The organism is Acinetobacter johnsonii, from assembly GCF_048551975.1.
GTDB lineage: Bacteria > Pseudomonadota > Gammaproteobacteria > Pseudomonadales > Moraxellaceae > Acinetobacter > Acinetobacter johnsonii_A.
Genome location: NZ_JBIMCF010000025.1, coordinates 1 through 19,694, shown reverse-complemented (window position 1 = coordinate 19,694; position 19,694 = coordinate 1). Strand labels below are relative to the sequence as shown.

Below are 19,694 nucleotides of genomic sequence, written 5' to 3'. Positions count from 1 at the left end.
CCTTTTGGAGATTATTTTATGCTCACTATTGGCAAACTAGCAAAACACTGTCAGGTGAATGTGGAAACCATTCGTTATTATCAACGGATCGGCCTGATGCGCATTCCTGAAACCTCGCAAAACTATCGTTATTACAGTCAGCAAGATATTGAAACCTTAAGCTTTATACAAAAAGGCAAAGATGCGGGCTTACAACTCAGTGAAATTCAGGATCTACTACATTTGCAACTGGATGATCGCGAAAAAGTACGTGATGTGATTCAGCAACGACTAGAAAAAATTGATCAACGGATTCAAGAATTAAATGCACTGAAACAGCGTCTTTCAACTTGGGTAGATGAATGTAAAACCACCACCGACAGTTGCTGCCCAATTTTGCAAGAGCTAAAAAAAGGTTCAAGGATTGCACCATAAACAGATACCATCTTTGAAATTTGACGATCATTTTCACACACACCTTTTCGATTCTCAGGACTGCGTTCACAATGTCGATTGAACTTGCCCAACTCAGAAAACAGCTTCGCAAGCAACGCAGACAAGTTTCCGCCTATCAACAGCAGCAGTCCGAACTTCAAATTTTACAGCGCCTAAGACGTGCGCCCGAATTCAAACATGCCACTCGCGTCGGGATCTACCTACATGCTTTTGGGGAAATTCAGACCCGTAAAATCATTGAATATTGTTTTCATCAAAAAAAAGCAGTGTATTTACCGATGATTTGTAATATGAATCAGCGCTTGGTGTGGGTCAAAGTTTCACGTCATCAATTTCAAAATAAACGCTTTTCACACCATCCGCTGGGTATGCAAGAGCCCATGGCAACACGTGGCCAGCACGTTTCACATTTAGATCTGCTACTCATGCCCTTATTGGCATGTGATCCTTATGGCACACGCATTGGCATGGGCGGTGGTTTTTACGACAAAACCTTGGCTTCTTCGCGCTATCACCGTCCGTTTCGTTTGGGTTTAGCCCATCATTTCCAGTTGGTGCCACAGCGCTTGATTCGAGAAAAATGGGATCAACCTTTGGATGGACTGCTGACCCCTCAACAACATTTACGCTTCAAGCGCTAAAATTGACATTTTTGACTGTTGAGAATACTTAAAAATCACATGTTTAGTCATTTTTTATACAATTTATTTTGACCTGCCCTTGTATTTTTTAAAATACCCATCACTATAAAAAACATGGCAACACCGTTGTCACTCATTAGGAGTGCCCATGTCTGAAATTATTATGAATCAAGAAACCTTAGAGCCTCAGGTTCCAAGTGTATTACCGCTTTTAGCGCTACGTGATGTGGTGGTTTATCCGCACATGCAAATCGCGCTATTTGTAGGTCGTGAAAAATCGATCAATGCAGTTGATGTGGCTCGTAACAGTGACAATCTAGTATTTGTAGTTGCGCAAAAAGATTCGCTTACAGAAGAAATTGATCACGACAATTTGTATCAATACGGTACTGTCGCGAAGATTGTGCAAGTTGTGAATCACGAAAATGATGAAAACTGTATAAAAGTATTAATTGAAGGCTTGCATCGTTCAAAGCTAGAAAAAATCATTGATGAAAATGATTATCTAACCGCAGAACATGCGCTTAGTCCAATGTCAATCAACATTGACGTAACAACGCAAGAAACACGTGTCCAAGAATTACGTGCCCTGTTTGCTCAATATGCTGAAGCAAAACTGCGTAATGCACGTGAACTGATTGCTGCAGCGAACAAGATTGATGATTTACTACAATTGTTATTCTTCGTAGCGACCCGTGTTCCACTGAATATTGATGTGAAGCAAAAATTCCTCGAACACGATGAGTTTGAAGCACATCTACAAGAACTGATGACGTATTTATTGCAACAATCTGAAGAACAACAGATTGAGCAAACTTTACATGACTCAGTGAAGCGTCAAATGGAGAAAAATCAACGCGAATACTTCCTCAATGAAAAGATGAAGGTCATTCAGCGTGAGCTTTCTGACATGAATGGCAGCGCGGAAGATGACGTTGCTGAAATTGAAAAACGTCTTGCCGAAGCTGATTTGCCTGAACATGTGCGTAAAAAAGCTGAAAGCGAATTCCGTAAACTCAAAGCAATGCAACCTGCGTCTAGTGAAGCAGCTGTGGTGCGCAATTATATCGAGGCTATCTTAGATACGCCTTGGAATAAAGCCAGCAAAGTCAGCATTAACTTAAGCAAAGCGCAAGAAATTTTGGATACCGATCATTACGGCTTAGATGACGTGAAAGATCGTATTGTGGAATATCTCGCAGTACAATCGCGCGTGAAAAAACTCAAAGGCCCAATCCTTTGTTTGGTTGGCCCTCCAGGTGTAGGTAAAACCTCACTGGGTGAATCTGTTGCGAAAGCGACAGGTCGTGAATTTGTACGTATGGCACTCGGTGGCGTACGAGACGAGGCGGAAATCCGTGGTCACCGTCGTACCTATATCGGTGCGATGCCGGGTAAAATTGTGCAATCTTTAACGAAAGTTGGCGTGAAAAACCCATTGTTCTTGCTCGACGAAATCGACAAGATGGCACAAGACTACCGAGGCGACCCTGCTTCTGCATTGCTTGAAGTACTCGATCCATCACAGAACAGCAAGTTTAACGATCACTATTTAGATCTTGATCTGGACTTGTCTGAAGTGATGTTCATTTGTACTGCCAACAGCATGAATATTCCAGAAGCATTGCTTGACCGTATGGAAGTGATTCGTCTACCGGGTTATACCGAAGATGAAAAAGTGAATATTGCTGAGCGTTACCTTGTTCCGAAAGCAATGAAGAACAATGGCCTACGTGCGAAAGAATTGACCGTTCACGAAGAAGCAATTCGTGACATCGTGCAACGTTATACACGTGAAGCTGGTGTTCGTAGCTTAGAGCGTGAAGTCTCTAAAATTGCCCGTAAAGTTGTAAAAGAAGCCGTCAGCAAGAAGTCTAAAAATCTTCAGATTGATGTGAATTCTGCCAATCTTCCAGACTACTTAGGTCCACATAAGTTTGACTTTGGTATGGCGGAAGACGAAGCCCAAGTCGGTCGCGTAAACGGTTTAGCGTGGACTTCAGTCGGTGGTGAGTTGTTGACCATTGAAGTTGCTGCGGTCAAAGGTAAAGGTAAATTTATTACCACTGGTTCACTCGGTGATGTGATGAAAGAATCGATTACCGCTGCTATGACTGTGGTGCGTACCCGTGCAGATGAATTAGGTATCGAGTCGACACGTTTCGAAGAAACCGATGTTCACGTCCACTTACCAGAAGGTGCAACACCAAAAGATGGCCCTTCTGCAGGTTTAGCGTTAACAACTGCATTGGTTTCTGCTTTCACAGGCATCCCAATTCGTCCTGATATTGCCATGACAGGTGAAACCAGTCTTGGTGGTCGTGCAATGCGCATTGGTGGCTTGAAAGAGAAACTACTGGCTGCACACCGTGGTGGAATTAAGCTGGTCTTCATTCCTCAAGACAACATCCGTGATTTATCTGAAATCCCTGACAATGTCAAAGAAGGCTTAGAGATTAAAGCGGTTAAATCAATTGATGAGATTTTACCACTGGCGTTGACATCTATGCCTGAACCTTTGGTCAAAGCACCAATTGTGAAAGCGGTCGATGAAGGCAAAAAAGCTGCACGCCACTAATTTCGCATCGTAAAAAAGAGAGCTTCGGCTCTCTTTTTTATTACAATTTACTGTAGATAACACCACACATCTTTATGCTTTTATTTCCTAGAATAATTTGATCAAGGGATACATGTAGGACAACTAAAATGAAAAATCCGATTGGTTGGTTTGAAATTTATGTGGATGACTTATCTCGTGCCAAACAATTTTATTAATTTGTTTTTAACATTCAATAAACTCAATTAACCCACCAGCGGATGATAATTCACTGCAAATGTGGGCTTTCCCCTCAGACATGCAAGCCTGTGGCGCTTCAGGTGCACTGGTGAAAATGCCAGGCCTATCCGCAGGAGGAAACAATACCTTTATCTATTTTTCATGTGATGATTGTGGGAATGAGGCGAGCCGGTTTGTTGAATCGGGCGGAAAAATTCATGAAGCAAAAACGGCCATTGGTGAATATGGTTTTATTGTGTTGGTCTTTGATAGCGAAGGAAATATGATTGGCCTACATTCCATGAAGTGAAACGAATGAAACTCCAAATTTTCGCTTAGCTTGTTTGAATTTTTGCATTAAACCTTTTCCTCTATCATGCTTTAGACTTGAAAAATCGATAAAAAGCCCGATATAAAGAATAAGAATATATACGCGCTGTATGTTTCTTTTTATTGATGGTTTGAAATTGCATGGTCATCTGATTCTCCAGACGGATGACCTTTTATCGCAGTTCTCACTACTTGGGAACTGCGTTTTTTATTACTCAAAATATCTTAAGGTTTCAATAAATGCTGTACCAACCCGTCGATCACATTAGCCATTTTAGTCAAATTCAATGTCGCTAAGCGATCGGCTTTCGTATGGTAGTGACCATTTCGATAAAATGCGGTATCGGTAATCATCACTGCGGGGATATCAAACTCCCAATAATTCAAATGATCTGAAAAATCAAAAGCATTAGCGAATCTCGGAGCAACCAAACGCTGACATTCCAACTGATCAAGTTGCTGCATCGCTGTACAATAGCCTGAGCCTAAATCACGTGAGCTAACGTTACTTACGGTCGCAATAAAATTACCATGGCTTGGATAAATCCACTTTAACCCCACAGGATAGCTTTGGATAGGTTGTTCGCTAAAGAATCCTATCATTTCTAAAATATACACACCTTTAATCTTATCTTTTTGTGACTGAACAGATTTCGCATGCACATAACTGCCCATTTGTTCAGTTTTAGAAAACGGTGGTTCTTCTAAACTATAGAACACAAAGTCCACATTGTTAGGCAGTTTAAACTTTAGCTCTGCCAAAATACGCGCCGTTTCAATCACGCCGGCAACGCCAGAGGCATTGTCATCTGCGCCATCCTGATCGCCAAAGACGTCATAATGTGCCCCAACAATCACGCGGTCTGCCCGTCCGACGTTTAAACTACACACTACATTTCGGTAAATTTGCTGATTGGCCGTAAAGTTTTGATAGTGACAAGGAACGCCTAATAATCGCATTTGTTCTTTGATCCATGCAGAGACACGGTTTAGTTCATCAAGATTTTTATAGTTCCGTGCTTTGCCTTGACCAATCACTTGCTCCAAATAAACTTGTAGGTTTTGTTCATCAGCCATTTTGACGTTGCTTGCAAATACCTGCCCTGTGAAAGTACTCAGTACAACAATCAACAAAAAAGCCTGTTTTTTTAAAGTTTTGAGCCACATTGTTATTATTCCAAGTATTTCTTATTCATCTCATCTGTTGAATTAAGCAACATTAGTTCAGTGAATTCAATTGCATTTTGTTTCGTCTCACTGCAAAGCCTTGCTTTCACAGTTATAATGAATCGTCTCCTTATATTTGACCCATTATGAAAATCCGTATTCTGACCATTGGTCAAAAAATGCCTGCATGGGTACTGACTGGTTTTGAAGATTATTTCAAACGTATTCAACCTTTTGTGCAAACGCAGATTATTGAACTTCCAATGGCAAAACGCGGTAAAAATGATTCAGAAGCAGATATTTTAAAATACCGTCAAATTGAAGGTGATAGCATTTTAAATGCAATGAAAGGCAACGAAGTACTGATTGCTTTGGAAGTCGGTGGTCGTGAGTTTAGCACCGAAAAACTGGCAGAAACCATGAAAGGATGGATGCTTGAGGGCAATGATATTGTACTGGCAATTGGTGGGCCTGACGGTCACTCTGAAGCAGTACGTAAAGCAGCTGCTTGGCATTGGTCTTTATCCAAACTGACCTTACCTCACCCGATGGTTCGCGTGATGCTGATTGAACAACTCTACCGTGCGATGAGTATTAACCATAATCACCCTTATCATCGTGCAGGTTAAGTTCAAGCAATGTTCCATTTTTGGAACAATACGTTGATATTTCCCCCATTACACAGTTGATAAGAATCTGACAAAATTCTTTTCATCTTCTCTTATTAGGCTTTCACCATGAACTTACAAACGCTACCCGGCTTATTCATTTCTCATGGCTCACCCATGCTTGCGTTGAATCCAGAGCAAGTTGGGCCAGCGTTACATCGTTTGGGTCTAAACTTACCGACACCACACGCAATTGTGATTATGTCTGCACACTGGGAAAGTAACTCACTTGAAGTAAGTACCGGAGTCCGTCCTGAGACATGGCATGATTTTCGAGGCTTTCCTCCTGAGCTTTATGACATTCGCTACCCAGCACCCGGTCAACCTGTTCTAGCTGAAGAAATTCTACATTTATTGGCAGAAGCCGGTTTTTCAGCTCATGCAAACAGTACTCATCCGCGTGATCATGGCGTTTGGATGCCTTTACTCCATATGTATCCAGATGCAGATATCCCTGTGGTGGAAATTTCACTCCCGATGAATCTGTCGGCCCAAGAGATTTATAAAATTGGACAAACCCTTGCACCACTACGCGAGCAGCAGGTTCTACTCATCGGCTCAGGGAGTATTACCCATAACTTAGCTGAATTGTCTTGGCATGGTCAGTCACAAGCGGTACCTGAGTGGGCATCGATGTTTCGTAATCATGTGGTCGCGAAACTTAGTCATCAGGACTTTGACGCTATTTTAGACTGGGAATCGATTCCTTTTGTCCGTCGTAACCACCCAACGTTGGAACACTTTGCCCCGATATTTTTTGCAATGGGTACAGGTCATCGTTTCAATATTGTGCATAGTAGTTTTACTATGGGTGCACTGGGCATGGACATTTATCGTTTCGATTAGTTCATAAATTTTATTTATGCATTAACAAAAAAATATTTATGGATACGTTTTGAAACCCAAAAGAACTGAATGTATCCATTATTTTAAAAACAACATCGGATAGCATGTATCTTGTTATTTTAAATAAAGAACTTGCAAGCCATGAACTTAAAATATTTAGCGATTGCCCTTTTCCCACTCGCACTGGCTGCTTGCCAATCATCTGATATTCAAAAAGTAGGAGATTTGGCTGTGTCTGTACTACAACAACAAAATGCAGATCAAACACTCGCAAACCACCATTGGAGCGCGAACACCGCAGATGCGCCTAAACCATTGGTTTTAAACTTTGACAAACAAGCAGGTCGCTTAGGCATTTCAACCAGTTGTAACGGTATGGGGACTAGTTGGAAAGTTGAAAATAATCAAATTGTGACGGATAACCTGATGGCGACTCAAATGGCATGTGAACCAAAAGCCATGGCTCAAGAAGGTGTCGCAGCAGATTTATTTGACAACCGTAAAGCACCGTTTGTTTTAAACCTAAATGATCCTGATGCACCAACACTGACCGTGGTATCAGCAAAAGGTGAAAAAATTGTATTCACAGGCAAACAAACTGCTGAATCGAAATATCAAAGCCAAGGTGAAACTGTTTTCTTAGAAATTTCACCAGAAACCAAAACATGTTCTGCAGGTGTTGCCCGTATGGAATGCCTACAAGTTCGTGAAATTAAATATGCTGATAATGGCGTAAAGACACAGGTCGATAAAGACTGGACTTTATTCTATAACCATATCGATGGTTTCACTCACAATCCGAAAGAACATCAAATCGTGCGTGTTAAACGTTTTGAAATTGCCAACCCAGCAGCTGACCAGTCAAAATATGCTTATGCTCAAGACATGATTATTGAACGTGAAGCGGTAAAAGGTTCATTGTAACCGTTCAATGATCTAGAAAAAGACCGAGGCCTCAGGCCTCGGTCTTTTATCTAAGTATATATAAACTTAGAATATGCCTTGAGCGAGCATTGCATCGGCAACTTTTACAAAGCCTGCAATGTTGGCACCATTTACATAGTTCACAGTACCATCTGCTTGTGTACCGTATTTCACACAGTTACGGTGAATTTCTTTCATGATCGCATGTAAGCGCTCATCGACTTCTTCAAAAGTCCAACCCAAACGCAAAGCATTTTGTGACATTTCTAAGCCCGAAGTCGCAACACCACCCGCGTTCGATGCTTTACCTGGTGCGTATAAAATTTTTGCTTCAACGAATTTTTCGACTGCATCTAAGGTGGAAGGCATGTTTGCCCCTTCAGCGACACAAATCACACCATTTGCAAGAAGTACTTCAGCATCTGCCTGATCTAACTCATTTTGAGTTGCACATGGCAGTGCAATATCACATGGAATAGACCATGGACGCTGGCCTTCTAAGTATTCAAAGCCATGCTTAGATGCAAACTCAGAAATACGACCGCGCTTCACATTTTTCAATTCCATCACTTCAGCAAGTAAAGCATCGGTAAAACCTGCTTTTACATATACCGTACCCGCAGAGTCAGACAATGAAACGACTTTTGCACCCAGATACATTGCTTTTTCAGCTGCGTACTGTGCTACGTTACCAGAACCAGAAATCGTGACTGTTTTGCCTTGGAAGCAGTCGCCACGTGTTTTCAGCATTTCTTCAGCAAAATACACTGTGCCGTAGCCCGTTGCTTCAGGACGCGCCAAAGAACCACCAAAGGTCAAACCTTTACCCGTAAACACAGATGAAGTGTCATTACTCAACTTCTTCATCATGCCAGCCATATAACCCACTTCACGGCCACCCACACCAATATCACCTGCAGGGATATCCGTATTTGAACCTAGGTGACGGTATAGCTCAATCATTAGCGCTTGGCAGAAACGCATAATTTCGCCTTCAGACTTACCCTTAGGATCAAAGTCTGAACCACCTTTACCACCGCCCATTGGCAGTGTAGTGAGGGCATTTTTAAAGGTCTGTTCAAAACCCAAGAACTTAAGAATAGACAAGTTCACCGATGGATGAAAACGCATACCACCTTTAAATGGACCAATAGCCGAGTTGTATTGAACACGGAAAGCACGGTTTACATGGGTTTGACCTTGATCATCCACCCATGAAACGCGGAATTGAATCGCACGCTCTGGCTCAACTAAACGTTCTAGCAAGCCGTGGTCTGCATAACGAGGATTTTTTTCAATGAACGGCCAAAGGCTGGTCATGACTTCCTCTACCGCTTGTAGAAACTCGGGTTGATGTTCATCACGTGTTTTCACGTAATCTAAAAACTCATTAAGGCTGTTATATTTCAACGCTTAATCCTCAGCAGAAAATGGATCAAAAATGGTCAAATTTTATAAACAATGTTAAATTTTGGCGCAAACAATTAAATATCTTTTACTCATAATTCACAACACATTTCTATAAGAAAACATATTTATCATTTATATAACAATTATTTATATAAAACATACCTAAAAACTAGTTATAAAAAACACCAATAAAAACACAGGCTTAAAATCTTTTTTTGCTCAAAAATGATGCAATTAGTGAACCTTTTTAGAACACAGGATTATTCAAAAAAAACATGGTAAAATTCAGTGATCTAACTATTTCTCCTAATATCTCTGCAAATTCAGTTGCAGGATTGGTTTACGCATGAATTCGCACATTTCCCTGATCCAAAATATCGATGCTCTCCTTCCCCAAACCCAATGTGGACTCTGCGGACATCGTGATGGATGTCTGCCTTATGCCCAAGCCATCAGCGAAGGTGAAGCAGCCAATAAATGTGTACCCGGCGGGCAACCTGTAGCCGATGCATTGGCTCAGTTGCTCAATCGGCCAGAATTAATTGCAGAACAAAGTGTTTGGCCTATTCAAGCCGATGGCCGACCACAAAGAATGAAAGCAGTTATTCGTGAAGATGAATGCATTGGTTGTACAAAATGTATTAGTGCCTGTCCTGTAGACGCCATTATTGGCTCAGGTAAACTCATGCACAGTATTTTGACTGATCTGTGTACAGGCTGTGAATTGTGTATCCCACCTTGTCCTGTCGACTGTATTGACCTTATTCCAGATGTAAACGGTATACCAACGGAAATCTTACGCAAAGCTGAGCAAGATGATTTAAGACAACGCTATTACGCGCACATTCAACGTGAGGAAAAACAGCGTCTACACCGTAAAGGTCCAGTGGTTCGTGCGGAAATTGATACGGCGTTATTTGCGCAGTTTTCAGCACAGAACGATGCTGTACCTGATATTCAAATCATTGAAAAAGAACCAGAAATGTCAACAAAGCTCGATGCAAAATCCACCATTGAGCTAGCGAAATTACGTGTACAAATCAAAAAACTAGAAAAGCAGCTCAGCGTGCGTGAAGATACGAAAAAACGTCTGTTGTTAGATGATTTAATCCAACAGCTTAATCTGTTACAGGGAGCTTAAAACATGCTAACGACAAGCGGAAAACCCGTAAAAAACATGACCAAAAAGCAAATCCAAATCTTTTTTGAACGTTTACGCGCACAACGTCCAAACCCCAAAACTGAATTGAATTATTCGAGTCCTTTTGAGCTGTTGGTGGCTGTTACCTTGTCTGCTCAGGCGACGGATGTGAGTGTCAACAAAGCCACCGATAAACTCTTTCCAGTCGCCAATACACCTGAAACTATTTATGCCTTAGGGGTAGATGGTTTAAAAACCTATATTAAAACCATAGGCTTATATAATGCGAAGGCTGAGAATCTCATTAAAGCCTGTAAAATACTGATTGAAAAACATAATAGCATCGTGCCAAACAACCGTGCCGATTTAGAAGCTTTACCCGGTGTAGGGCGAAAAACAGCCAATGTGGTGTTAAATACTGCTTTTGGACAACCGACGATGGCGGTCGATACGCATATTTTTCGTTTAGGCAATCGTACGGGATTAGCGGTCGGCAAAAATGTGCTTGAAGTCGAACATCGTTTGGTAAAAGTCATTCCGAAAGAATTTATTGTCGACTCGCATCATTGGCTGATTTTACATGGTCGATACTGCTGTATCGCACGCAAACCGAAATGTCATGAATGCATCGTTTCAGATGTGTGTAACTGGCCAGATCGTTTTGAATTTGGTGCAGCACGTATTGCCACAACGATGATTGAAGCTGAACACTAAAGTTCAGTTTTTATTGTTGATTTGATTTATCTTTTAAGTCTTGCTGCAACTTCGGATGTAACTGACGTTCTGGCTGCTTCTTCGACATTTTTTCTTGTTTACTGACATCGCGTAGCATTTTTACGCTGATATAAAACAAACCCACCAAGACCGCCGCAGCAACAATAATTAAAACAATGATTCCAACTTGTGCCACACGCGACTCCATTTTTAGAGGATCAAGAAAAAGAGCCCTAATATGACTTAGAGCTCTTTCAATGTCAAAAGATTGCCATGTTTAAAACATGCAATTATTTGTCTTGATCAAGAATCGCGAACAAATCTGCTTGTACTTCTTCAATTGGACGTAAGCCATTCAGCTTGTCATAGGTTGGTGCATTTTCACCAGACGCTGCGCGACCTTGGTAGAAACCAACCAACTGTTCAGTTTCAGTGTGGTATGAACCTAAACGTTTACGAATCGTTGCTTCTTGGTCATCTGGACGCTGTACCAGCTCTTCACCAGTTTCGTCGTCCTTACCTTCCACTTTAGGTGGATTGTAAACGATGTGATAAACACGGCCCGATGCAGGGTGCTGACGGCGACCAGAAAGACGTTGTACGATTTCTTCGTCAGGAACATCAATTTCAATCACGTGATCAATGTTGATGCCTTCTTTTTCAAGCGCTTCGGCTTGAGGAATTGTACGAGGGAAACCATCAAAGATACAGCCATTTACACAGTCAGGTTGTGCAATACGTTCTTTCACTAAACCAATGATCAGTTCATCAGACACAAGACCACCATTGTCCATCACGCTTTTAGCCTGTAGACCGAGTTCAGTTCCTTCACGAATTGCAGCACGGAGCATATCACCGGTTGAAATTTGTGGGACATTGTAGCGCTTACAGATCAACTGAGCTTGTGTACCTTTACCTGCTCCAGGTGGTCCGAGTAAGATAATGCGCATAAAAAAACATCCTCATTTAAACAATGTATTTGACACTTTGTACATGCCGAAAAATTCGACATATTTTTAGCATCTAATTATAAGAAAGCTACAAACAAATGTATTGTACCCGCAATGAAGCCAGTTACCCCACCCAATAGAATCAAAATCCATTCGTCTTCCTGAAATGCAGGACGTAATAAGTTTTGAAATTCTTTCGGCGTTAGCTCTCGAATACGGTCTCTAAACATTTTATAGATTTTCTGTGCACGGCTCGCATTGAACGCTGGGTCGCATACAGGCACCATCGTAATTTCAATTGAACGATCAATCAAGTCTGTCTTCAGTTTTGCGTATTCACGTGGCCCCAAAGACAGCTGCAAAGATGTTCTCACCAATGGTGTTTCCATAATTTCATTAATATGACGTTTGACAATACGACGGGTCTTGTCTTTTTTATTGCCATACATCATTTCAGTCATGATGGATTTTAACGTAATCAGGTCTTCTGTGACTACACTTGCAAACACATCAGACACTTCTTCTTGACGCTTCATGAAAGCGCCTTGCACATTATAAGTCCCAATGCGCGGAATCACAGGCTTAATCCATGGAAACTTACGATCTTTTGTTAATTCAGTCAGTTGCAGATATCGAACATAGTGTGGCTCAATTGGATTAAACACCATCCAAATCGCAATCCAGTTGGTTAAGAAACCCCATACTGCCGCCCAAAATGGAACCGTCCAATGCCATGGCACCACAAACCAAACAATCATTTGGAAGATACCAAAGAACATCCCAATGAGGGCACTAATATGCCAAATAAAGTTGATTTCTTTCTGACCCACTTTCAAGAACATACGCACCATCAGTCTGCGGTCACCTTCCATTTGGCTGACCACCATATCGCGCATATCTACAAGTGACTCGACGTTCATGGTCAGTTCGGTCACTAATTCTCTGAGCACAGCTGGAAGCTGTTTGTGTGCCTGCGCATAAATTCGACGCTTAATCGAATAAGGTAAGTTTTCCCAAAGTACAGCATTACGGTCAATCATGACTTCATCAATCAGGTGCTCAAGTTCAAAACCAACTTGCTCACCAATGATTCGCGCCATATCCTCAGGATCCATTGCATCTAAAAATTCACGCAAAGAACCAAGTTTAGATAAGGTATTATCCGTAATGATGCCTGAAATACGCCCTGCCTTTCTGGGCACAATCCCCTGCCAACCGACAGGTAAAGGGCCAATATGGAAGCCCCAAAAGTTAATCGGATAAAAGACCATTTTCAGGGCCATCCAAACATGCGCCCATGTTACAAATGCAGTTACAGGGATAATACTGAGTACAGCCCAAAAATCGGGTCTATTCAAAAAGGTTTGCCACAACTGATTGACGTACTCAAGCATGCATAACTTCCATATTTAATTTTATTAACTGAATTATATAGCGTTTTAAAAAAGATATTGTGTCTATAAACCAAAGCTTAAAGTATAGGAAAATTGTAGTCTCGGTTCGGTTTCTACAATCACATCCCCCGATTTAGTTTCGAGTTTTTCCCCTGCGCCAATCCCCACACTGAAAGTGCTGATTCGCTCAGGACTCAGTAACACATAAGCAAGATCTACACCACCACCAAGGCGAGATTCGTACTCACCATCCACTTTCTTACTGTCAATATGCCCTGCATAAACACCGAGATAATAGCCATTTTTATCTTTACCAGTAAAATGCACAGGAAATCTAAAACCTAGCTGACCACCGACAGGGTAATCATCATTGATAAATACCCCAGCTTTTGCGTATGCAATGCCATAAGGATTCACCCATTCCAAATTGGTGTGCAGTAATTTCTGCGTTACACCAGCCCCTACATTCCACGTTTGAGCACTGTCAGCATGAATTTTCGCATCAGGCAAAAAGGAATTATCTTGAGCGTAGGCTACGTTTGCACAGGCAACAAGTGCCAACACTGGATAAATTCTTGTCATTATTGTCACCATTATCCGTAATGTTATTTTAGTAATTGGTCCCTTTTTACAGGATTTTGACTGTAGCAGAATTTATAAAACACTTATATACAGCAATTTATATTTTTGATGTCTATAAAGTCAAAATTTAGGCAAAAATGAAAAGCAGAAGCAGCGATAACAAATATCAAAACAGTGTGACATGCGTTAGAATAGCGCGCAGGTATTTTCCTCTTTATCCATGTGTTTAAGTCGATTTGGTATGAAACAGCACTTTCCTTTAAAAAATGTCCAACAAGAAAAGCGCATTTTTCGAAATCGTACCTTTATCTCCATGGGTATTGTGGTTTTCTTCTTGCTGATTTTAGTCACTCGCTATGCCTATTTGCAGCTGGTGCAATTTGATGAGTTTTCAACTGCATCCGATCAAAACCGTATCCGTCTACAACCTTTAGCCCCTGCACGTGGTTATATTTATGACCGCAATGGTGTGCTATTGGCAGACAACTATCCAGTCTTTACCGCGACGATGAGTCGAGCGGATGTGACGGATATTGATGCCACCATTGAACGTTTAACGCCAATCTTAGAACTCACACCAGATGATATTGAGCGCTTTAACAGTCGTATTAAAGCCTCGCGTAAAACTGAACGCGTTTCCATTAAACTTAATCTCAATGAAAATGATATCGCTCGCTTTAGCGAAGTTAAATATCAATTCCCTGGGGTCAATATCGAAACCCAGATGACGCGCTACTATCCACATGGTGAGCTGTTTGCCCATGTGATTGGTTATGTGGGTCGAATTAACGATAAAGAATTAAAAAGCATCAATAAAGATTTGTATGCGGGCACTAACCTGATTGGTAAAATTGGGGTAGAAAGCTCCTATGAAGATTTACTGCATGGTGTACCAGGAAATGAGTCTGTCGAAGCCGATGCACATGGTAACGTGCTACGTCATTTAGGTCGCAAAGAACCCGTTCGTGGTAATGACTTATATCTTTCACTCGATTATGGTTTGCAGACAGTTGCCTCAGAGCAGCTTGCAGGTCGTCGTGGTGCAATCGTGGCGATGGATCCACGTACAGGTGAAATTCTGGCCTTGGTCTCAAGTCCAAGTTTTAACCCTAACCTGTTTGTCACGGGGATTAGCCATACCGACTATAGTGGTTTACGCGATAACCTCGATCAACCACTATATAATCGTGCTGTGCAAGGTGCTTACCCGCCCGGCTCGACCATTAAACCAATGTTTGGTTTAGGTGGTATTCATTATGGCTTAATTGATTGGGGCACGGCTATTTCCGATCATGGCTATTTCACTCTTCCGGGCGATTCTCATAAATTCCGTGACTGGAAAAAGTCAGGGCATGGCGTGGTCAATTTGCATAAAGCTCAAGTTGTTTCTTGCGATACCTTTTATTACATTCTGTCTTTCCGAATGGGCATTGAAAAAATGAACACATGGATGCGTCAGTTTGGCTTTGGTGAAAAAACAGGTGTTGATTTACCAAGTGAAAGTACAGGCCTTTACCCAAACCCTGAATGGAAAATGCGTACTCGCGATGCAAAATGGCTTAAAGGTGAAACCATTTCAGTGAGTATTGGACAAGGTGCTTTTACCGCAACCCCCCTACAATTAGCCATGGCAACTGCCATTACTGCGAATCATGGTTCACATGTGATTCCGCATGTTTTACAAACCAGTAAAGGCGCGAAATCACATAAAGACTTAAATGCACCTGATGGCAGAATCCAGTTCAATGGTACAGACGAAGACTGGGTAAAAATGCGTGATGCCATGGTCGATGTCATTGAAACAGGTACTGGACGTGGTATTCGCACGCCAATGTATAAAATTGCAGGTAAAACTGGTACGGCACAGGTCAAAAGTATTGCTCAAGGTAAACGCTACAATGAAGCCCTACTAACCGAACGTCAATTAGACCACGGTTTATTCGTGGGCTTTGCACCTGCCGAAAACCCTGAAATTGCGATTGCAGTAGTTTGGGAAAATGGTCGCCATGGTGGTTCTGCGGCACAGCTGGCTCGTCCGATCTTAGATTACTGGTTGCTCACTCGTCATAAAAATCCAATTCGTCCACAAAACCATCAAATTAGTGGTGGTTTGATGACAGCGGGGATTAAACCGGGTGAATTACCAAGTGGTAGCACTCCACCAGCGACCACAACTGGGGCAAGTGTAGCAGCACCAACCAGTACTTCCAATACAGCCCGCACTTCAACAACGGCAAATATCAGCCGTTCAGCTACACCGTCTTCTGCACCTGTGGAGTCAGACTAACTATGAAAAATCAACTCCGGATCATTGGAGGGGACTGGAAACGTCGTCAACTACCTTTTGCCAGTATTGAAGGTTTACGTCCTACGCCCGATCGCGTACGTGAGACTTTGTTTAATTGGCTCATGTGGGATATACAAAACACCAATGTTTTGGATATTTGTGCAGGTTCGGGTGCATTGGCATTTGAAGCATTATCACGTGGTGCCTCAAAAGTAGTGATGATTGAACCTGACCGTAGTCAAGCACAATTTTTAACGCAAAACTTGGAACTCCTTAAAGTCCCTAAGTCTCGTGCCCAGTTAAAAGTAGCGACTGCACAGCAAACATTACCCACCTTAAAAGAACAGTTTGATTTGGCCTTTTTAGACCCGCCGTATAGCCTAGAGCTATGGGAAGAATTGGCTCTCTTGGCTGATCCTCTGATTCAAAATAATGGCTATATTTATGTAGAAGCCGATCGGGATTTGAATCAGTTAAAACTTCCAGCATCGTGGATTCAAATGAAGAACACCAAAGCTGGGTCTGTACGTGCAGGTTTATACCAAAAGAAAATAGTGGTTTCCCCATAATCTAGACACTTTTATGTCCTTTTGATTTACGCCATCACGAAAGAAAGTGGTCTTAGCGCATATTAGTATGGTTCTGAGCTACGCTATGTATGAAGATCAATATACATATTCAAAATCAAGCTAAGGTTTCAGTCATTTTTCATGTCTAAAACTATGTAGACCGATCAAAAAACCGTACACTCTCTAAAATTTTAAATATATCGCATATGACTTGGTTGATCTTTATCTTAGGTGCAATGGTGGCGGGTTTTGTGCAGGGACTCACGGGCTTTGCATTTGCCTTAATCGCCATGTCATTTTGGGTCTGGATCTTAGCACCTCAGCTCGCAGCGCCCTTGGTGGTGTTCGCCTCAGTCTGGAGTCACCTAATTTCCTTAAAGTCAGAATCTGCCTTTCAACTTGATAAAAGCCTTGTTACGCCTTATATACTTGCAGGTCTAATTGGCGTTCCATTGGGAACCTATCTGTTAGACATCATTCAAGCATCTACCTTTAAACTGGTTCTAGGGATCTTTCTGATTCTTTGGTGTCCATTAATGCTACTTAATCCCAAGATTCGCTTCATTCAAAACTCTGGAAAATACGCCGATAGCAGTATCGGTTTTCTTGGGGGGTATTGGGTGGGTTAGGAGGCTTTTGTGGTTCATTACCTTCAGCTTGGGTCATGTTAAAAAACCTTCCTAAAGAGCAACAGCGCTCAATTTTAAGGCATTTTAATTTCGCCATTCAGCTATTCACCCTACTCACCTATCTGCTCTGCGGAAATTTAAACTTGCAACATTTATCCTATATGGGCATCTTACTTTTGAGTGTGAGTCTACCGGCCATGCTCGGCACGCAATTGTTTTATAAAATTTCTGAGCGGCAGTTCAAACATACGGTACTGGGTTTATTGTTTAGTTCACGCTGTTTTCTATGTATCAGCTATCGCTTTCTGTAGTGCTATAAAACCTGAATCTGAGTAATGGCTTGGGTCAGCAATTGTGTATTTTGTGTCAAAATAGGCTCATCTTTAAACAACTTAGCTCTAATGGGCTTTCTCCAACTCCAAAAATCTTTATACAATTGGCGTACCTTCCACCCCATCGCTCACCATATATGAAACTGCCTCTTGCACTACTGAGTTTTTGCTTTATCAGTGCTTGCTCCATAAGCTCATCCAAAGAAATAAAACAAGCCGAAAAACTTCTCCAATCTTTTGACTGTCAAAATATAGAACGCGATCAGGCAGACCACAGCAGCATGACCAGTTATCATGAACAAGTGCTGGCCAGCAGCAAACAAAAAGCCCAATCCTATGTAGAAAGCTATCAACACGGTGATCAAATTTTTGACCTTCCCCTGCCCGAAGTGATTGAAACACAGCTACAAAGTTATACGGCCGCATGCCAGTCACTAGGTGGGGTTTTACCCAATCCTCAGCAGAGCCCTTAAAATACGGTTAACAATAAAAAAAGACAGCTCGAAAGCTGTCTTTTTTTATTTCATATGATTCGAATTTAAGACGCAGTTGAGTCGTTGTGATAGCGAGTATCGACACTGAAATCTTGAGGAAATTTAGCAGAAATTTGCGCATAAAATGCCATAATTTCAGCCATATCTTTTTCATAATCACCAGTAGGATAAATAATTTTACCCACCCCAGTTTTTTTCTTCGCATAATCCATATAGGCCAATGCAATTGGAACACCTGCACTAACTGCAACATGGTAAAAACCTGTTTTCCATTGTTCCTGCTTGGCACGTGTCCCTTCAGGGGTGACCAACATCACCAACTTAGGGTGCTCTTTAAAAAGATCACTCATGAGTTGCACCATACTAGGACGCGGTTCCCCTTCATGCTTCGGACGACGGTCAATACCTATCCCGCCCATTGCACGAACAAATGGCCCAAATGGTAGTTTCATATAGCTGTCTTTAATAGTGATACGGACATGCACACCTAAGGCCTTTAATGCCAAACGAGCATACAGCGCATCCCAATTGCTGGTATGTGGCGCTGCAATCATCACACATTGATCGATATTCAAATCCCAATGATTATCAATCTGCCACCCCATTAAGCCTAAACTTTGTTCTGCAAGCTTTTCGAACACAAAAAATACCACATTACTGAAAATCCGCGCCGATTCTAGCAATACTGCTGATCAAGTACACGGCAAGACGGTCAATAAAACAACAATTAATCTATAAACGTATATTTTATTTAATTCCAAATATTTCAAGAAAAAACAGGGTCTTTGAGATTAAAGGTAAAAATACATGAATAGTATTCTTTATTGAAGATACAGAAGCACTCACAGATCTTCACAGATTCATTTCCCGCACACCTGTAAGGTAGAACTAAACACTGAATAATATCGGGTGCTGTATATGCAAAAGACTGTTTTAGCAATATGCCTATCTTTCACCATGTTAGCCGCATGCTCAAAACCGAATGAGAACGATCCTCCACCAGATCACAATGTCACTGCATCTCTGGACGACAGTGCTATCGCAACCGTGTTAGATACACCAGACACAGCAAATGCCTTAGATTGGGTAGGCACATATCAAGGGGTTCTGCCCTGTCACGATTGTTCTGGGATCGATACGAACTTGAGCTGACCTTAGATCGTCATTTCGTGCTGAAACAAAAATTTTGGTGGTGTATCAAAAAGTATGCTAAAAAAAGCAGGTTGAATTTTGATAAAATAGAGAAATGCAAATTGTCCCGTCCTGAAATAAGTTTACACCTTTAAGAGGCTTATTTTATGGAACATACACGAGAACAACGAGTTAAACGTACACAACGTGATTATAGCTTCGCCTTTAAAATGATGGTTGTACATGAAGTAGAAAAAGGGCAAATTACTTATAA

20 protein-coding genes and 1 pseudogene are annotated in these 19,694 nt (G+C 41.6%); 14 read left to right on the top strand and 7 right to left on the bottom strand.

The window, feature by feature from the left end:
- The first annotated feature begins 18 nt into the window (after window positions 1-18).
- The 4 genes from ACG9ZB_RS14430 to ACG9ZB_RS14415 all read left to right on the top strand — a co-directional run bounded on the left by ACG9ZB_RS14430 (window position 19) and on the right by ACG9ZB_RS14415 (window position 4,162).
- Window positions 19-414 (top strand): MerR family transcriptional regulator, encoded by a 396-nt coding sequence (locus tag ACG9ZB_RS14430; RefSeq protein ID WP_419326451.1) that lies wholly within the window; start codon window positions 19-21, stop codon window positions 412-414.
- A 71-nt stretch (window positions 415-485) separates the two neighbouring features.
- Window positions 486-1,076, top strand: coding sequence for a 5-formyltetrahydrofolate cyclo-ligase (locus ACG9ZB_RS14425; protein ID WP_419326450.1), 591 nt, complete (start codon window positions 486-488; stop codon window positions 1,074-1,076).
- Window positions 1,077-1,224: 148 nt separating this feature from the next.
- On the top strand, window positions 1,225-3,654 hold the full coding sequence (gene lon / locus ACG9ZB_RS14420) for an endopeptidase La (protein WP_419326448.1): 2,430 nt from the start codon (window positions 1,225-1,227) through the stop codon (window positions 3,652-3,654).
- 256 nt (window positions 3,655-3,910) lie between these two features.
- Window positions 3,911-4,162, top strand: a complete 252-nt coding sequence (locus tag ACG9ZB_RS14415; RefSeq protein ID WP_419326446.1) for a VOC family protein — start codon at window positions 3,911-3,913, stop codon at window positions 4,160-4,162.
- A gap of 245 nt (window positions 4,163-4,407) precedes the next feature.
- Here the strand turns inward: ACG9ZB_RS14415 and ACG9ZB_RS14410 are convergent, their stop codons facing one another.
- Window positions 4,408-5,349 (bottom strand): M28 family peptidase, encoded by a 942-nt coding sequence (locus tag ACG9ZB_RS14410; protein WP_419326444.1) that lies wholly within the window; start codon window positions 5,347-5,349, stop codon window positions 4,408-4,410.
- Window positions 5,350-5,495: 146 nt separating this feature from the next.
- On the opposite strand from ACG9ZB_RS14410, the gene rlmH reads away from it, so the two are divergent.
- The 3 genes from rlmH (at window position 5,496) to ACG9ZB_RS14395 (ending at window position 7,787) form a co-directional block, all read left to right on the top strand.
- Complete coding sequence (gene rlmH, locus ACG9ZB_RS14405; protein WP_004980899.1) at window positions 5,496-5,978, top strand: 23S rRNA (pseudouridine(1915)-N(3))-methyltransferase RlmH; 483 nt, start codon at window positions 5,496-5,498, stop codon at window positions 5,976-5,978.
- A gap of 108 nt (window positions 5,979-6,086) precedes the next feature.
- Window positions 6,087-6,863, top strand: coding sequence for a dioxygenase (locus ACG9ZB_RS14400; RefSeq protein ID WP_419326443.1), 777 nt, complete (start codon window positions 6,087-6,089; stop codon window positions 6,861-6,863).
- 141 nt (window positions 6,864-7,004) lie between these two features.
- Complete coding sequence (locus ACG9ZB_RS14395) at window positions 7,005-7,787, top strand: DUF4377 domain-containing protein (RefSeq protein WP_419326441.1); 783 nt, start codon at window positions 7,005-7,007, stop codon at window positions 7,785-7,787.
- Between the two features lie 66 nt (window positions 7,788-7,853).
- On the opposite strand, the gene gdhA is transcribed toward ACG9ZB_RS14395, so the two are convergent.
- Window positions 7,854-9,197 carry an NADP-specific glutamate dehydrogenase gene (gene gdhA / locus ACG9ZB_RS14390; RefSeq protein ID WP_419326440.1) on the bottom strand — a complete coding sequence of 448 codons (1,344 nt, stop codon included), beginning with the start codon at window positions 9,195-9,197 and terminating at the stop codon, window positions 7,854-7,856.
- A 346-nt stretch (window positions 9,198-9,543) separates the two neighbouring features.
- Here gdhA and ACG9ZB_RS14385 point away from each other — a divergent pair, with 346 nt between their 5' ends.
- Window positions 9,544-10,338 carry an RnfABCDGE type electron transport complex subunit B gene (locus ACG9ZB_RS14385; RefSeq protein WP_419326439.1) on the top strand — a complete coding sequence of 265 codons (795 nt, stop codon included), beginning with the start codon at window positions 9,544-9,546 and terminating at the stop codon, window positions 10,336-10,338.
- A gap of 3 nt (window positions 10,339-10,341) precedes the next feature.
- Entirely contained in the window at window positions 10,342-11,052 is a 711-nt protein-coding gene (gene nth, locus ACG9ZB_RS14380) for an endonuclease III (RefSeq protein WP_419326437.1), read from the top strand.
- 10 nt (window positions 11,053-11,062) lie between these two features.
- On the opposite strand, the gene ACG9ZB_RS14375 is transcribed toward nth, so the two are convergent.
- The 4 genes from ACG9ZB_RS14375 to ACG9ZB_RS14360 all read right to left on the bottom strand — a co-directional run bounded on the left by ACG9ZB_RS14375 (window position 11,063) and on the right by ACG9ZB_RS14360 (window position 13,978).
- A complete protein-coding gene (locus ACG9ZB_RS14375) occupies window positions 11,063-11,260 on the bottom strand; it encodes a hypothetical protein (protein ID WP_279670427.1) in 198 nt (65 codons plus the stop codon).
- A gap of 82 nt (window positions 11,261-11,342) precedes the next feature.
- Window positions 11,343-12,002, bottom strand: coding sequence for an adenylate kinase (gene adk, locus ACG9ZB_RS14370; protein WP_419326435.1), 660 nt, complete (start codon window positions 12,000-12,002; stop codon window positions 11,343-11,345).
- 77 nt (window positions 12,003-12,079) lie between these two features.
- Window positions 12,080-13,396, bottom strand: coding sequence for a hypothetical protein (locus tag ACG9ZB_RS14365; protein WP_419326433.1), 1,317 nt, complete (start codon window positions 13,394-13,396; stop codon window positions 12,080-12,082).
- Between the two features lie 63 nt (window positions 13,397-13,459).
- The gene (locus ACG9ZB_RS14360) at window positions 13,460-13,978 is read right to left on the bottom strand and encodes a hypothetical protein (RefSeq protein ID WP_419326432.1); all 519 of its coding nucleotides are present in this window, start codon (window positions 13,976-13,978) and stop codon (window positions 13,460-13,462) included.
- 241 nt (window positions 13,979-14,219) lie between these two features.
- Here ACG9ZB_RS14360 and mrdA point away from each other — a divergent pair, with 241 nt between their 5' ends.
- The 4 genes and pseudogenes from mrdA to ACG9ZB_RS14340 all read left to right on the top strand — a co-directional run bounded on the left by mrdA (window position 14,220) and on the right by ACG9ZB_RS14340 (window position 18,268).
- Window positions 14,220-16,265 (top strand): penicillin-binding protein 2, encoded by a 2,046-nt coding sequence (gene mrdA, locus ACG9ZB_RS14355; RefSeq protein WP_419326431.1) that lies wholly within the window; start codon window positions 14,220-14,222, stop codon window positions 16,263-16,265.
- A 2-nt stretch (window positions 16,266-16,267) separates the two neighbouring features.
- Entirely contained in the window at window positions 16,268-16,834 is a 567-nt protein-coding gene (rsmD, locus tag ACG9ZB_RS14350; protein WP_419326430.1) for a 16S rRNA (guanine(966)-N(2))-methyltransferase RsmD, read from the top strand.
- Window positions 16,835-17,040: 206 nt separating this feature from the next.
- Window positions 17,041-17,774, top strand: a pseudogene (locus ACG9ZB_RS14345) (sulfite exporter TauE/SafE family protein).
- A gap of 158 nt (window positions 17,775-17,932) precedes the next feature.
- Window positions 17,933-18,268 (top strand): hypothetical protein, encoded by a 336-nt coding sequence (locus tag ACG9ZB_RS14340; protein WP_419326466.1) that lies wholly within the window; start codon window positions 17,933-17,935, stop codon window positions 18,266-18,268.
- Between the two features lie 65 nt (window positions 18,269-18,333).
- On the opposite strand, the gene ACG9ZB_RS14335 is transcribed toward ACG9ZB_RS14340, so the two are convergent.
- Window positions 18,334-18,930, bottom strand: a complete 597-nt coding sequence (locus tag ACG9ZB_RS14335; protein WP_201703894.1) for a 1-acyl-sn-glycerol-3-phosphate acyltransferase — start codon at window positions 18,928-18,930, stop codon at window positions 18,334-18,336.
- A gap of 277 nt (window positions 18,931-19,207) precedes the next feature.
- On the opposite strand from ACG9ZB_RS14335, the gene ACG9ZB_RS14330 reads away from it, so the two are divergent.
- Window positions 19,208-19,441, top strand: coding sequence for a copper resistance protein NlpE N-terminal domain-containing protein (locus ACG9ZB_RS14330; protein WP_419326429.1), 234 nt, complete (start codon window positions 19,208-19,210; stop codon window positions 19,439-19,441).
- Window positions 19,442-19,694 lie beyond the last annotated feature (253 nt).

Bases quoted from the DNA above. Each gene is read 5' to 3' on its own strand.
- ACG9ZB_RS14400 (WP_419326443.1), top strand. From the start codon at position 6,087: ATGAACTTACAAACGCTACCCGGCTTATTCATTTCTCATGGCTCACCC.
- ACG9ZB_RS14340 (WP_419326466.1), top strand. From the start codon at position 17,933: ATGAAACTGCCTCTTGCACTACTGAGTTTTTGCTTTATCAGTGCTTGC.
- ACG9ZB_RS14410 (WP_419326444.1), bottom strand. From the start codon at position 5,349: ATGTGGCTCAAAACTTTAAAAAAACAGGCTTTTTTGTTGATTGTTGTA.
- ACG9ZB_RS14375 (WP_279670427.1), bottom strand. From the start codon at position 11,260: ATGGAGTCGCGTGTGGCACAAGTTGGAATCATTGTTTTAATTATTGTT.
- ACG9ZB_RS14330 (WP_419326429.1), top strand. From the start codon at position 19,208: ATGCAAAAGACTGTTTTAGCAATATGCCTATCTTTCACCATGTTAGCC.
- mrdA (WP_419326431.1), top strand. From the start codon at position 14,220: ATGAAACAGCACTTTCCTTTAAAAAATGTCCAACAAGAAAAGCGCATT.
- ACG9ZB_RS14365 (WP_419326433.1), bottom strand. From the start codon at position 13,396: ATGCTTGAGTACGTCAATCAGTTGTGGCAAACCTTTTTGAATAGACCC.
- ACG9ZB_RS14425 (WP_419326450.1), top strand. From the start codon at position 486: ATGTCGATTGAACTTGCCCAACTCAGAAAACAGCTTCGCAAGCAACGC.
- ACG9ZB_RS14430 (WP_419326451.1), top strand. From the start codon at position 19: ATGCTCACTATTGGCAAACTAGCAAAACACTGTCAGGTGAATGTGGAA.
- rlmH (WP_004980899.1), top strand. From the start codon at position 5,496: ATGAAAATCCGTATTCTGACCATTGGTCAAAAAATGCCTGCATGGGTA.
- ACG9ZB_RS14385 (WP_419326439.1), top strand. From the start codon at position 9,544: ATGAATTCGCACATTTCCCTGATCCAAAATATCGATGCTCTCCTTCCC.
- adk (WP_419326435.1), bottom strand. From the start codon at position 12,002: ATGCGCATTATCTTACTCGGACCACCTGGAGCAGGTAAAGGTACACAA.
- rsmD (WP_419326430.1), top strand. From the start codon at position 16,268: ATGAAAAATCAACTCCGGATCATTGGAGGGGACTGGAAACGTCGTCAA.
- lon (WP_419326448.1), top strand. From the start codon at position 1,225: ATGTCTGAAATTATTATGAATCAAGAAACCTTAGAGCCTCAGGTTCCA.
- ACG9ZB_RS14415 (WP_419326446.1), top strand. From the start codon at position 3,911: ATGTGGGCTTTCCCCTCAGACATGCAAGCCTGTGGCGCTTCAGGTGCA.
- nth (WP_419326437.1), top strand. From the start codon at position 10,342: ATGCTAACGACAAGCGGAAAACCCGTAAAAAACATGACCAAAAAGCAA.
- ACG9ZB_RS14395 (WP_419326441.1), top strand. From the start codon at position 7,005: ATGAACTTAAAATATTTAGCGATTGCCCTTTTCCCACTCGCACTGGCT.
- ACG9ZB_RS14360 (WP_419326432.1), bottom strand. From the start codon at position 13,978: ATGACAAGAATTTATCCAGTGTTGGCACTTGTTGCCTGTGCAAACGTA.